12 protein-coding genes, 1 tRNA gene and 1 pseudogene are annotated in these 13,214 nt (G+C 63.4%); 6 read left to right on the forward strand and 8 right to left on the reverse strand.

What is annotated here, in order from left to right; translation table 11 throughout:
* Position 1: 1 nt before the first annotated feature.
* The 3 genes and pseudogenes from gatC to AC0L2M_RS15410 all read right to left on the reverse strand — a co-directional run bounded on the left by gatC (position 2) and on the right by AC0L2M_RS15410 (position 1,543).
* Complete coding sequence (gene gatC / locus AC0L2M_RS15400; RefSeq protein ID WP_128172398.1) at positions 2 to 289, reverse strand: Asp-tRNA(Asn)/Glu-tRNA(Gln) amidotransferase subunit GatC; 288 nt, start codon at positions 287 to 289, stop codon at positions 2 to 4.
* A gap of 92 nt (positions 290 to 381) precedes the next feature.
* A pseudogene (locus AC0L2M_RS15405) lies at positions 382 to 797 on the reverse strand (hypothetical protein).
* Positions 798 to 835: 38 nt separating this feature from the next.
* A complete protein-coding gene (locus AC0L2M_RS15410) occupies positions 836 to 1,543 on the reverse strand; it encodes a metal-dependent hydrolase (protein WP_128168138.1) in 708 nt (235 codons plus the stop codon).
* Between the two features lie 100 nt (positions 1,544 to 1,643).
* Here AC0L2M_RS15410 and ruvX point away from each other — a divergent pair, with 100 nt between their 5' ends.
* Complete coding sequence (ruvX, locus tag AC0L2M_RS15415; protein WP_128168137.1) at positions 1,644 to 2,129, forward strand: Holliday junction resolvase RuvX; 486 nt, start codon at positions 1,644 to 1,646, stop codon at positions 2,127 to 2,129.
* On the opposite strand, the gene AC0L2M_RS15420 is transcribed toward ruvX, so the two are convergent.
* Together AC0L2M_RS15420 and AC0L2M_RS15425 are read right to left on the reverse strand one after the other, a co-directional pair.
* Entirely contained in the window at positions 2,096 to 2,407 is a 312-nt protein-coding gene (locus AC0L2M_RS15420) for a DUF6105 family protein (protein WP_128168136.1), read from the reverse strand. The genes ruvX and AC0L2M_RS15420 overlap by 34 nt on opposite strands.
* 487 nt (positions 2,408 to 2,894) lie before the next feature.
* A complete protein-coding gene (locus AC0L2M_RS15425) occupies positions 2,895 to 4,523 on the reverse strand; it encodes a DNA alkylation response protein (protein ID WP_128168135.1) in 1,629 nt (542 codons plus the stop codon).
* Between the two features lie 158 nt (positions 4,524 to 4,681).
* On the opposite strand from AC0L2M_RS15425, the gene AC0L2M_RS15430 reads away from it, so the two are divergent.
* From AC0L2M_RS15430 to dprA, 4 genes are all read left to right on the forward strand, one after another.
* The gene (locus AC0L2M_RS15430) at positions 4,682 to 5,647 is read left to right on the forward strand and encodes an aspartate carbamoyltransferase catalytic subunit (protein ID WP_128168134.1); all 966 of its coding nucleotides are present in this window, start codon (positions 4,682 to 4,684) and stop codon (positions 5,645 to 5,647) included.
* On the forward strand, positions 5,644 to 6,930 hold the full coding sequence (locus AC0L2M_RS15435) for a dihydroorotase (protein ID WP_473535292.1): 1,287 nt from the start codon (positions 5,644 to 5,646) through the stop codon (positions 6,928 to 6,930). The genes AC0L2M_RS15430 and AC0L2M_RS15435 overlap by 4 nt, the downstream gene beginning before the upstream one ends.
* 146 nt (positions 6,931 to 7,076) lie before the next feature.
* Positions 7,077 to 7,664, forward strand: coding sequence for a glycerol-3-phosphate 1-O-acyltransferase PlsY (plsY, locus tag AC0L2M_RS15440; RefSeq protein WP_473535293.1), 588 nt, complete (start codon positions 7,077 to 7,079; stop codon positions 7,662 to 7,664).
* Complete coding sequence (dprA, locus tag AC0L2M_RS15445) at positions 7,661 to 8,785, forward strand: DNA-processing protein DprA (protein ID WP_287258047.1); 1,125 nt, start codon at positions 7,661 to 7,663, stop codon at positions 8,783 to 8,785. The genes plsY and dprA overlap by 4 nt, the downstream gene beginning before the upstream one ends.
* A 116-nt stretch (positions 8,786 to 8,901) precedes the next feature.
* Here dprA and AC0L2M_RS15450 read toward each other — a convergent pair.
* A tRNA-Lys gene (locus AC0L2M_RS15450) sits at positions 8,902 to 8,977 on the reverse strand.
* A gap of 263 nt (positions 8,978 to 9,240) precedes the next feature.
* Here AC0L2M_RS15450 and AC0L2M_RS15455 point away from each other — a divergent pair.
* The gene (locus AC0L2M_RS15455; RefSeq protein ID WP_473535294.1) at positions 9,241 to 9,792 is read left to right on the forward strand and encodes a BA14K family protein; all 552 of its coding nucleotides are present in this window, start codon (positions 9,241 to 9,243) and stop codon (positions 9,790 to 9,792) included.
* Between the two features lie 82 nt (positions 9,793 to 9,874).
* Here AC0L2M_RS15455 and glpK read toward each other — a convergent pair whose 3' ends face one another.
* Both glpK and AC0L2M_RS15465 read right to left on the reverse strand, forming a co-directional pair.
* Positions 9,875 to 11,368: a glycerol kinase GlpK gene (gene glpK / locus AC0L2M_RS15460; RefSeq protein WP_473535295.1), complete on the reverse strand. Its 1,494-nt coding sequence runs from the start codon at positions 11,366 to 11,368 to the stop codon at positions 9,875 to 9,877.
* A 102-nt stretch (positions 11,369 to 11,470) separates the two neighbouring features.
* Positions 11,471 to 13,195: an ABC transporter substrate-binding protein gene (locus tag AC0L2M_RS15465; RefSeq protein WP_023801187.1), complete on the reverse strand. Its 1,725-nt coding sequence runs from the start codon at positions 13,193 to 13,195 to the stop codon at positions 11,471 to 11,473.
* Positions 13,196 to 13,214: the final 19 nt, after the last annotated feature.

Below are 13,214 nucleotides of genomic sequence, written 5' to 3' on the forward strand. Positions count from 1 at the left end.
GCTACTCCACGACCTTCGGAACGAGGAAGAAATTCTCTTCGGTCGCCGGTGCGTTGGCGACGATGTCGGCCGCCTTGCTGCCGTCGGTGACGACGTCCGGGCGCTTCTTCATCTCCATCGGAATGACCGACGTCATCGGCTCGACGCCGGCGACGTCGACCTCGTTCAACTGCTCGACAAAGCCGAGAATGGTGTTCAACTCGCCGGTCATGCGCTCGGCATCCGCCTCGCTCACCGCAATGCGGGCGAGACGCGCGACGCGCTTCACTGTCTGCAGATCAACGGACATATTTGCTTGTGCCTCGGGAAAACCAGTCCGCGCTATAGCGGCGCGGCGCGTGCCGCGCAACATGCATCGTGCCGAGAACTCAGCCAGAAGGTCTATGGCAGGGCCACACCGTCGCAGAGGAAAAAGCTGCCGCTGTTGCCGCTCGCCTCGCTTTCGTCTTCCGCAGGTCGGACCGAAACCAGATCGATCTGCTTCGGGCTCAATTGCGTTACGGAGAGAACGTCCGGAAAGACATGTCCCGGCTCCTGACATATGGCTGTCACGCCCAACTCGGGGATAGCGTCGCCTTGCTGATCTGAAGGAACTCGCAATCGTATTCGACGCTTTGCAGGCCACGCGCCGAGAGCACGATGTTGCCGGCGTCGATCAGCGCCTCCAGTGTGTACTTCTTGGCCTGCGTACAAAGCTCCTCGGACTGGAGATACACGCCTTTGATGAAGTGCTCCGCGGCGGGAGCCGGGGAGGCCACAGAAAGAACAGAAATGAAAAGAAAGCCCCTCAAAACCATGTTTTCACTCCATTTTGGCGCCTTATACCTAGCGTCTTCTACAAGCTAATCGTCCCGCCGATCTCCGGCAACGCCACCTTCACGCCGGAACCCTCCAGCCCCGCGACAAACTTGTCGGCGGTCTGGTCGATGATCGGAAACGTGCCGAAGTGACTGGGAATGACCGTCTCGAACTGAAAGAAGCGCCGACAGGCAAGGGCTGCCACCGCGCCGCCCATGGTGAAGCGGTCGCCGATCGGCACGATGCCGATCTTCGGCTCGTGCAGTTCGTTGATCAGCGCCATGTCGGAAAAGATGTCGGTGTCGCCCATATGATAGAGCGTCTTGTCTTCCTGGAAATGCAGCACGAGGCCCCCGGGATTGCCGAGATAGGTGTTCTGGCCTTCATCGCCCGGGAACGACGAGGAATGCAGCGCCTGGACGAAGGTGGTGGTGAAGCCGCCGCAATCGATCGTGCCGCCGATATTGCCCGGATTGATCTTCTTGTCGCTGACGCCCTTGCCGACCAGGTACATGCAGACCTCGAAATTGGCGACCAGCATGGCGCCGCTTTTCCCGAGCACTTCGAGCGCACCGCTGATGTGGTCGCTGTGGCCGTGGGTCAACAGAACATGCGTGACCCCTTCCGCCGGCTCTTCCCAGCCGCCCGTCCATGACGGATTGCCGATCAGGTAGGGATCGATGAGGATTTTCGCCTCGGCGGTTTCGACGCGAAACGCGGAATGTCCGTACCAGGTCAGTTTCATGAATGCCTTCCTCGATTTTTGCTTCGCCAAAGGATAGAACGCCGGCAGTGAAATTAAAGTCCCACAGCGTCCTTTGCGGCGTATGGTCCGAGGAAAGCCGTTGAGCATCATCACCATCGAGGAGTTGCCGGCGCGGCTCGGCGGCGGCAAGACGCTGGCCGGGCTCGACCTTGGCGACAAGACGATTGGCGTGGCGGTTTCCGACCGGGGCTTTGCCTTCGCCCACCCGCGTCCCGTCATCATGCGCAGGAAATTCTCGCTGGATGCCGCAGTGCTGCTCGCCTTGCTGGAGAAAGAGAATGTCGGGGCCGTGGTGCTCGGCCTGCCGGTCAACATGGACGGGTCGGAAGGCCCGCGCGCCCAGAAATCCCGCGCCTTCGCCCGTAACATGGCTGGTGTGACCGACCTGCCCTTCGTTTTGTGGGACGAGCGGCTGTCGACGGTGGCGGCCGAGCGGACGCTGATCGAGATGGATTTTTCGCGCCGCAAACGCGCCGGCAAGATCGATTCGGCCGCGGCGGCCTTCATTCTGCAGGGCGCGCTCGACCGGCTTCAGACGCTCGGCGTCGACGCCTGGTCGAAATAGCGGTCGCGCATTATCCTGATCCAGCCACCGATCACCCGGCGTCGGCGAAACGCCCAAAACGCCATGAGCAGCAGGCTGTCGAGGATGCAGGCCTTTGCCACCATGCCCGGAATGAGCGCCGGATCGATGCCAAGCATCTCGCCATAGAGCTGGAAGACGAGGTCATGCAATTGGCGGCTCAGCATGACGTAGCCGAAATTGATGTCGTTGAGCGACAGGAAGAACCAGCCCCAGAATAAGGCGAGCGGCGTCGCCCATAGCGCGAACAAGGTGCGCATCAGCGGTCCCTCAAGTTCGTGTCCGGCCACAAGGTCGCGTCCAGGCTGCCTGAAATGCGCGAGAGCGCCGAGTTGTGCGCCGCCGCCTTCGCCATCGAGGAGCTCAATATATGCCGCATAGCGTTCCTGCTTCCGTAGACAGGACAGTGGGCTTTGCGGCCTGCCGCTGCAATGGAAACCATTTGTTAAGGTTAACGGTCATCCACAGCGGCGGTGAGCGTTATCTCGCCTGATACCGTGGCTTGGACGTGGATTTCGCCCGCTCCCCAATAGGCCCTGGGCCAGTCATCGGAACGATCCTGACACCACCAGACGCTTGATACCTCAACTTCAGCTGCTGACCTTGATGTCGTTATCCGCGCACCAGGTCTTCAACGCTTCTTCCGTGGTTTTTTGCTCGAAGTCGTACCATCGATCAACGGCGCCCCTGTGCTCTCGCAATCATCTAGCGGCGCGACAAACGACGAGAAACCTTGCCGAAGTCGCTTCAGGTGACCGGTGGGTACAGCGTGTCGATGATCATGCGCGCGTCATGGCGTGAATCGAGCATGCCATAGGTGTTGCGCCACTGGCCGGCGAGGCGCGTCTCGACGAAGGCGTCGGCGATCCGCCCTGCCCCCAGCCTGCGAAGCTCCGCCGCCGCCGCCGACAGCGCCAGTTGCTCGGTGAGCAGACGCGCCGAGCCCTCATCGGTTGCCGCGACCTGCATTGCTGCCTTGAGCACACCGACGGTGCCGCGCCCGCCGGCGCCGAGATCGCGATCGATGCCGGCCAGCACCTCCTCGAACAGGCCGGGTGCACGCCCCAGCACGCGCAGCACGTCGAGCGCCATGACGTTGCCGGATCCCTCCCAGATCGCGTTGACCGGAGCTTCGCGATAGTAGCGGGCGAGCGGCGCCTCTTCGACATAGCCATTGCCGCCGAGGCACTCCATCGCCTCATAGAGCAGCGGCGGTGCGATCTTGCAGACCCAGTATTTGACGACCGGCGTCATGGCGCGCGCAAAAGCCGCCTCGCCGCGGTCGCCGGCCGCCTCGTCGAAAGAGCGCGCCAGTCGGAATGACAGCGCGGTGGCGGCGGCGACGTCGAGCGCCATGTCGGCCAGCACGCGCTGCATCAGCGGCTGCTCGATCAGATTGGTTCCAAACACCTGGCGATGACGGGTGTGGTGGACGGCTTCGGCCAGCCCGGCTCGCATGATCGCCGACGAGGCGATCGCGCAGTCGAGCCGGGTCAGCGTCACCATATCCATGATCGTCTTGACGCCTGCCCCGGGTTCGCCGACGATCTCGCCGATGGCATTGACGAACTCGACTTCGGACGAGGCGTTGGAGCGGTTGCCAAGCTTGTCCTTCAGCCGCTGGAAGCGGAAGCCGTTGCCCGAGCCATCGCCGAGGATGCGGGGAACGAGAAAGCACGACAGTCCTTCCGGCGCCTGTCCAAGCACCAGGAACGCATCCGACATCGGCGCCGACATGAACCATTTGTGGCCGGTCAGCCGATAAAAGCTGCTGCCGGCGCGCTCGGCCCTGGTGACGTTGGCGCGGACGTCGGTGCCGCCCTGCTTCTCGGTCATGCCCATGCCGAGCGTCAGCCCGGCTTTTTCGACCGGCGGCTTCTGGCTCTGGTCGTATTTGCGTGTCGTCACCCGCGGCGCCCATTCGCGAAACAGTTTCGGGCTTGCCATCAGCGCTGCCAGCGAGGCGCTGGTCATGGTGATAGGACAGAGATGCCCGGTTTCGAGCTGCGCCGTCAGGTAGAAACGGGCGGCGCGCACCTGATGGCGGCGGCCGATCTCGGCATCGCCATTTTCCCAGACCGACGAATGCAGCCCGTTCGCCACCGACCGGCGCATCAGCGCATGATAGGCTGGATGGAACTCGACCAGATCGATGCGCCTGCCCTGGCGGTCATGGGTCCTGAGCTTCGGCGTCTCGACATTGGCGAGGCGGGCCAGTTCCTGCGCCTCCTGCGTCAGCACGAAACGGCCAAGCCCATCGATATCCTTGCGCACCGGATCGGAAAAACGCTCGGCAAGCTGGATCAGCAACGGATCGCCTCGCCAGGCGTTGCCGCCGGCCAGCGGCGGCGGCTGGTTCGTCACGTCGTCGGTCACACACTGTCCTTATCATCACAAGGCCACGAATCCGAAGCCATCAGCTAGATATAGCCCAAGCCGCGCAACGAGCGCGACGAAAATACCGGGGAGAAAGGCCGCAATCCAAAGCTGGTGCTTGCAGCCAAAGGTCCTCCACCCTATAGCAGCGCCTTGAGATGACCGACGCTTCGTCCCTGCCACTCTACCCCCACCGCCATCTTCTGGGCATCCGCGATCTTTCCCCCGCCGACATCGAGCTTTTGCTGGACAGGGCGGACCGGTCGGTCGCGATCTCGCGGCAGTCGGAGAAGAAAGCCTCGACGCTGCGTGGCCGCACCCAGATAAACCTGTTCTACGAAGCTTCGACCCGTACGCAATCGTCGTTCGAACTGGCCGGAAAACGGCTCGGCGCCGACGTCATGAACATGTCGGTGGCCAGTTCTTCGGTGAAGAAGGGCGAGACGCTGATCGACACGGCGATGACGCTGAACGCCATGCATCCCGACATCCTGATCATCCGCCATCAGTCGGCGGGTGCCGCCGCGCTGCTGGCGCAAAAGGTGGGTTGCTCGGTGATCAATGCCGGCGACGGCGCCCATGAGCACCCGACGCAGGCGCTGCTCGACGCGCTGACCATCCGCCGCGCCAGGGGCCCGCTGTCGAAGCTGATCGTGGCGATCTGCGGCGACATCCTGCATTCGCGCGTGGCGCGTTCCAACATCATGCTGCTCAATGCGCTCGGCGCGCAGGTGCGCGTCGTGGCGCCGTCGACGCTTTTGCCCGCCGGCATCGAGAAAATGGGCGTGATCGTCACCCGTTCGATGGCCGAAGGGCTCAAGGACGCGGATGTGGTGATGATGCTGCGGCTGCAGCGCGAGCGCATGGAAGGCGCCTTCGTGCCTTCGGTGCGTGAGTATTTCCACTATTTCGGCCTCGACGCCGAGAAGCTGAAGGCGGCCAAGGACGGCGCTCTGGTCATGCACCCCGGCCCGATGAACCGCGGCGTCGAGATCGCCTCGGAAATCGCCGACGGTCCGCAGAGCGTCATCCAGGAACAGGTGGAGATGGGTGTTGCCGTTCGCATGGCGGTGATGGAAGCGCTGCTCGATCCCCGCCGCAATTATGAAGGCCGCGGCGCATGAGCACAACGGTGTTCAGCCGGGCCCGCATCATCGATCCGTCGCGCGGCATTGACGAGGTCGGCACCGTCATTGTCGAGGGCCGCAAGATCGTCGCTGCCGGCAAGGCGGCCTTGAACCAGGGCGCTGCGCAAGATGCTAACGTCATCGACTGCGCCGGCAAGGCAATTATTCCCGGCCTGATCGATGCGCGCGTCTTCATCGGCGAACCGGGCGGCGAGCACCGTGAGACCATCGCTTCGGCCAGCGTGGCGGCGGCGGCCGGCGGCGTGACTTCCATCGTCATGATGCCCGACACCGACCCGGTGATCGACAATGTCGCGCTGGTCGAATTCGTGCTGCGCACCGCCAAGGACACTGCCGTCGTCAATATCTTTCCGGCGGCGGCGATCACCAAGGGGCTCGAAGGCCGCGAGATGACCGAACTCGGCCTGCTGCGCGAGGCCGGCGCGATCGCCTTCACTGACGGCCGGCACACCATATCAAGCGCACTGGTGATGCGCCGTGCGCTGACCTATGCGCGCGATTTCGGCGGCGTGATCGCGCATGAAACCCAGGACGCCGACCTCGCTTCGTCAGGCGTCATGAACGAAGGCCTCTATGCCAGCTGGCTCGGCCTTGCCGGCATTCCGCGCGAGGCCGAGTCCATTCCGCTGGAGCGCGATCTTGCGCTGGCGCGGCTGACTGGCGGCGCCTATCACGCGGCCAAGATTTCGACTGCGATGGCGGCAAACGCGGTAACGAGGGCCAAGGCCGACGGCGCCAAAGTCACAGCAGGCGTCTCGATCCACAATCTGTCGCTCAACGAGAACGATGTCGGCGAATACCGCACCTTCTTCCGGCTGACGCCGCCGCTGCGCGCCGAGGAGGACCGGCTGGCGATGATCGAGGCGGTCAAGGACGGCACGATCGACATCATCGTATCCTCGCACGACCCGCAGGACGTCGACACCAAGCGGCTGCCTTTCGCCGACGCCGCGGCCGGTGCCATCGGACTGGAAACGCTGCTCGGCGCGGCGCTGCGGCTCTACCACAATGGCGATATGACGCTGCTCAGGTTGGTTGAGACGTTGTCCACTGCGCCGGCAAGACTGTTCGGCCTGCCCGGCGGCACGCTGAAGCCGGGTGCGGTCGCCGACCTTGCGCTGGTCGATCTCGACGAGCCATGGATCGTCAGCGAAAGCGGCATCCGTTCGCGCTCGAAAAACACCTGTTTCGAAGGCGCGCGGCTGCAGGGCAAGGTCTTGCAAACGATGGTGGCGGGCCGCACAGTGTTTTCGGCCTAATGCATGTCGCGCAAAAGCATGCCCTCGGGCCTGACCCGAGGGTGCGCAGCGGTTTTGCGATAACGACATGCATAAAACAGCAACCTAAAGCGCGTCGCATAAGGCCGGTCGAACGCGACGCGCTTTAGGGCATATCCGGGGGAACAATGGCTTACGGCATCGTCTTGGCGCTGGGGTTCGGCTATCTGCTCGGCTCGATCCCGTTCGGCCTCCTGATCACCCGTGCCGCCGGCCTTGGCGACGTCCGCAACATCGGCTCTGGCAATATCGGCGCCACCAATGTGCTGCGCACCGGCAACAAGGGCCTGGCTGCCGCCACGCTGCTGCTCGACGCGCTGAAAGGCACGGCGGCAGTGCTGATCGCCGGTTACTTTGCCCCGGAGCTCGGGCTCTGGGCCGGCTTAGGCGCCTTCTTCGGCCATCTCTTCCCGGTCTGGCTCGGTTTCAAGGGCGGCAAGGGGGTCGCCACCTATCTCGGCGTGCTGATCGCTCTTGCCTGGCAGGTGGCGCTGATCTTTGCCGTCGTCTGGCTGGCCATGGCTTTCCTGTTCCGCTATTCCTCGCTGGCGGCGCTGACGGCAGCAATCGTCGTGCCGATCGCGCTCTATGTCCTCGGCACGCCCGACATTGCCGGGCTGTTCGCGCTGATGAGCCTGATCGTCATCATAAAACACCGGGCCAACATTACCCGGCTGCTGGCCGGCACCGAGAACAAGATCGGAGCCAGGGAGTGAGCCAGCGCGCCGCCGGGACGCGGCTCAGCGACCGGCAGCGGTTGAGCTGGCTTCGTTTGATCCGCACGCCGAATGTCGGTGCGGCCACCTTTCGCGACCTGATCAACCGTTTTGGCTCGGCCGAGACGGCGCTCGAGATGCTGCCCGAGCTGATGGTTTCGGGCGGCGCCAGAAAGGCCGTCCGCATCCCGACGGTGGCCGAGGCCGAGGCGGAACTGGAGACCGCACGGCGCGCCGGCGCCCGCTTCGTCGGCATTGGCGAGGCCGACTATCCGCCGCTGATGAAAAGCATGGACCATCCGCCGCCGCTGCTCGCGGTCAAGGGCGAAGGCGCGGTGTTCCGGCTGCCGGCGGTCGCCATAGTCGGCGCCCGAAACGCCTCGCTGGCCGGCATCAAGATGGCGCGGACGCTCGCCGCCGAACTCGGCCGCGACGGCTTCGGCATCGTCTCCGGCCTGGCGCGCGGCATCGACACGGCAGCCCATCAGGGCAGCCTTGCGTCAGGCACGATCGGTGTGCTGGCCGGCGGCCTCGACCTGCCCTACCCGCCCGAGAATGCCGCATTGTGCAACGAGATTGCCGAGCGCGGCGGTGCCATCATTTCGGAGATGCCGTTCGGCTGGCAGCCGCGCGCCCAGGATTTTCCACGCCGCAACCGCCTTGTCGCCGGTGCGGCATTGGGGCTGGTCGTGGTCGAGGCGGCGCTGCGCTCCGGCTCGCTGATCAGCGCCAGGCTTGCCGGCGAGATGGGCCGGCTGGTCTTCGCCGTCCCCGGCTCGCCGCTCGATCCGCGCGCCGCCGGCGCCAACGCCTTGCTCAAGGACGGCGCCACCCTGGTCACCGAAGCAGCGGACATTACCGGTGCGATCGCGCCGCTGGTCGGCAAACTGGCGCCAAGAACGCCGCTGCTCGAAGAGCCGCCCGACTTTTCGGCAACACCGCCACCCGGCGAAGACGACCGCGCCCGCGTCATCGAAGCGCTCGGCCCAACGCCGGTGGCGATCGACGAAATCATCCGCCACACCGGCCTGCATCCCGCCCAGGTTTTCATGGTGCTGCTGGAACTCGACTTAGCCGGCCGGCTGGAGCGCCACGCCGGCGGCAATGTCTCGCTGGTGTGATCGAGACGATTCTTGAGAGAACTTGGCTCGACGCCGCTGGAAAACCCAAGGCGTCATGAAGCATCTCGCTTTAGACCGGGAACAGGAACGCTAACCTGTTGATTTCAGGGAAAAAATGGTGAGCGCGCAGGGATTCGAACCCTGGACCTACTGATTAAAAGTCAGTTGCTCTACCGGCTGAGCTACGCGCTCCCGCGGGCTCAGGATGCCGCCCTCGAAATTGCGCGGAACATAGGGAGAGTGTCTCGAACGGTCAACCGGAAAAAGAGGCCTCGCGAGCCGGACTTTTCGCGGTCTGCTGACGCCTCGCAAACCGTCTCGACAAGACCGGAGTGGCTGTCTCGCACAAAAGCCGAGACGCATTACGAATCAGCAGCTTGCTATTCTTCGCGGAACAATTGCGCAACCTGCCCGTTTTTATCGCTACAAGGGACGACGCTATCAAGGAGAAGGCCATGAACAGGATCATGTCGGGCTTGCTGGCGACCGTGCTGTCAGCATCATTCGCTGTAGCGCAGATCGTGCCCGTCAACGCCCAGCCCATCTACGTGCCGCTGGGTCAGAACGTCTCGTCGGATGTCCAGACAGTTCAGGATGAACGGTGGAGGTGGAGGAACCGGGATTTCTCGCGTCGCGATTTCCGTCGCGATTTCTCTCGCCGTGATTTCCCTCGCGATTTTTCTCGCCGCGAGTTCCGTCGCGATTTCTCCCGCCGCGATTTTCGTCGTTTCGCCGGTAACGACGATTTCAGGTACTATCGCGGCTATCGCGGCTATCGCTATTATCGTCCTGGCTATCGTCGCTACAACGACTACTGGTTCCCGCTGGCGGCCTTCGCTACCGGCGCGCTGATCACCGGCGCGATCATCAACAACCAGAGCCGCCGCATCTATCGCGGCGATGCCCACGTGGAGTGGTGCTACAGCCGCTACAGATCTTACCGGGCCTACGACAACACGTTTAAGCCTTACTACGGCCCCCGCCGGCAGTGCATCTCGCCCTATTGATAAGCCAGGGGCAGAGTTGAATAAAGCTTGTTGAAAAGCCTGCGCCGGCAACGGCGCAGGCTTTTCTTTTCGGAGCGCGAATCTACAGCGTGCTCAGTGTTCGTCGCACAGCATGGCGCCAACCCGCCAGCTTTGCGGAACGGACCGATGCATCCATGTCCGGTCGAAACCGTCGCTCCAGCGCCCAGCTCCTGGCGAATTCCCTTGTCTTCGGCCAGACGCCGGCCTTCGAGCCGGCCAGCCATGCCGCGCCGAGCGCCGTCGTCTCCAGGATGGTCGGGCGGTCGACCGGCGCATCGAGGATGTCGGCAAGCCGCTGCATCGTCCAGTCCGACGCCACCATGCCGCCGTCGACCCTGAGAACGGTCTTCGCTGACGCGCTCTTCCAGTCCCTGCGCATCGAATCGAGCAGGTCGCGCGTCTGGAACGCGACGGATTCGAGTGCGGCACGGGCAAATTCCGCCGGGCCCGAATTGCGGGTCAGCCCGAAGATGGCGCCGCGCGCCTCGGCGTCCCAGTGCGGCGCGCCAAGCCCGACGAAAGCCGGCACCAGGTAGACTTGTTGGGTCGGGTCGGCGCTTGCCGCCAGCACGCCGCTCTGCTCGGCCTTGCCGATCACCTTGATACCGTCGCGCAGCCATTGCACGGCAGCACCTGCGATGAAGATCGACCCTTCCAGCGCATAGGTGGTCTTGCCGTTCAGCCTGTAGGCAATGGTCGTCAACAGACGGTTCTTCGAGCGCACCAGATCGCTGCCGGTGTTGAGCAGCGCGAAGCAGCCGGTGCCATAGGTCGATTTCATCATGCCCGGCTCGAAACAGGCCTGGCCGATGGTCGCCGCGTGCTGGTCGCCAGCCACACCGAGGATCTTTATCTCTGCGCCGAACAGGCTTTTCTCTGTGATTCCATAGTCGTCGGCGCAATCCCTCACCTGCGGCAGCATTCTTGCCGGTATACCAAGAATGGCTAGGAGCTCGTCGTCCCATCCATTCTTTTCGATGTTGTAGACCAGCGTGCGCGAGGCGTTGGTGGCATCGGTGGCGTGAACCTTGCCGCCGGTCAGCCGCCAGATCAGAAAGCTGTCGATGGTGCCGGCCAGCAATTCGCCGTTCTCGGCGCGTTTTCTGGCGCCCTTCACCTTGTCCAGCATCCAGGCGATCTTGGTGCCGGAGAAATAGGGATCGAGCAGCAGGCCGGTCTTCCTGGTGAACTTCTTCTCCAACCCCTGCTTCTTCAATTTCTGGCACAGCGGCGCGGTGCGGCGGTCCTGCCAGACGATCGCGTTATGGATCGGCCTGCCGGTCGCCCTGTCCCAGATGACGACGGTCTCGCGCTGGTTGGTGATTCCGATGGCCGCGACATCCGACGCATCGCGGCCGGCGCTCTTCAGCGCAGCCTTCGCCGTCGCCACGACACTCGACCAGATTTCCTCCGGATCATGCTCTACCCAGCCGGAGGCCGGATAATGCTGGGTAAATTCCTTCTGGCCGCTGCCCACGACCATCATGTCACCGTCGAACAGGATCGCCCGGCTCGATGTCGTCCCCTGGTCGATTGCTAGGATAAAGCCACTCATTCTCACTCCCTCGGCACCACTCCCTCGGCGCAAACAGGGGAGACGGCAATTTGCCGCCTCCCCCGATTGGTGCGATGCGGGCGCGGACGCCCGGACCGATGCTCAGTTGCTCCAGCTCTTGACCAGCTCGTCGTAGTTGATGGTCTGCGGCTTGTCCTTCTCCGGCTCGATCTTCAGCTGCGGCGCAAGATTGCCCTTGGCGACGGCATCGGCGTTCCACTCCTCCAGGGTCTTTTCCTCGGCGAGTTTCGGTCCGATGTCGCCCTGCACGCCGGCGCGCTCGAGGCGCTCAAGCACCTCTTCCTGCTCGGCACAGAGCGAGTCCATCGCCTCCTGCGGAGTTTTGGCACCCGACGAGGCGTCGCCGATCGCCTGCCACCAAAGCTGTGCCAGCTTCGGATAGTCAGGGACGTTCGTACCCGTCGGCGACCACTGGACGCGGGCCGGCGAGCGGTAGAACTCGATCAGGCCGCCGAGCTTCGGGGCGCGGTCCGTGAAGCTCTTGTGCTGGATCGTGCTCTCGCGGATCAGCGTCAGGCCGACATGGGCTTTCTTAACGTCGACTGTCTTCGAGGTGACGAACTGCGCGTAAAGCCAGGCTGCCTTGGCGCGGTCGTCAGGCGTCGACTTGAGCAGCGTCCAGGAACCCACGTCCTGGTAGCCGAGCTTCATGCCGTCCTTCCAGTAGACGCCATGCGGCGACGGAGCGAAGCGCCATTTCGGCGTACCGTCCTCGTTCACGACGGGAAGGCCGTCCTCCACCATGTTGGCGGTGAAGGCCGTGTACATGAACATCTGCTGGGCAATTTCGCCCTGCGCCGGAACCGGTCCGGATTCCGAGAAGGTCATGCCCTGGGCCGCGGCCGGAGCGTAAGCCTTCATCCAGTCGAGATATTTCTGGATGGCATAGACCGACGCCGGACCGTTGGTGTCGCCGCCGCGAGCCACGCAGGAGCCGACGGGCCGCGACTTCTCGTCGACCTTAATGCCCCATTCGTCAACCGGAAGACCATTCGGCAGCCCCTTGTCACCATTGCCGGCCATCGAAAGCCAGGCATCGGTGAAGCGCCAGCCGAGCGACGGGTCCTTCTTGCCGTAGTCCATATGGCCGTAGACCTTCTTGCCGTCGATCTCGCGGCCGGTGAAGAATTCGGCGATGTCCTCATAGGCCGACCAGTTGACGGGAACGCCGAGGTCGTAGCCGTACTTCGCCTTGAAGTCCGCCTTGTTCTTCTCGTCGTTGAACCAGTCGTAGCGGAACCAGTAGAGGTTGGCGAACTGCTGGTCGGGCAGTTGGTAAAGGTCGCCGTCCGGAGCCGTCGTGAACTTGGTGCCGATGAAGTCGGCGAGGTCGAGGTTCGGGTTGGTGACGTCCTTGCCCTCGTTCGCCATCCAGTCGGTCAGGCTGCGTGCCTGCTGGTAGCGCCAATGGGTGCCGATCAGGTCGGAGTCGTTGACATAGGCGTCGTAGATGTTTTCGCCCGACTGCATTTGCGTCTGCAGCTTTTCGACAACATCGCCTTCGCCGATCAGATCATGGGTGACTTTGATGCCGGTGATGTCGGCGAACGCCTTGGCCAGCGTCGTCGATTCATAAGAGTGCGTCGTGATGGTTTCCGAGACCACCTTGATGTCCATGCCCGCAAAGGGTTTTGCAGCATCGATGAACCACTGCATCTCGGCTTCCTGGGCGGCGCGGTCGAGCGTCGACATGTCCTTGATCTCGGCGTCGAGAAACGCCTTGGCTTCGTCCATTCCAGCATAGGCCTGGCCGGCTCCGAGGAGCAGGACCAGAGCAGTCGTTGACGTCAGAAATTGCCTTCGCATGTGTTTCCTCCACTGTTCA

The organism is Mesorhizobium sp. WSM4806 (genome assembly GCF_055811635.1).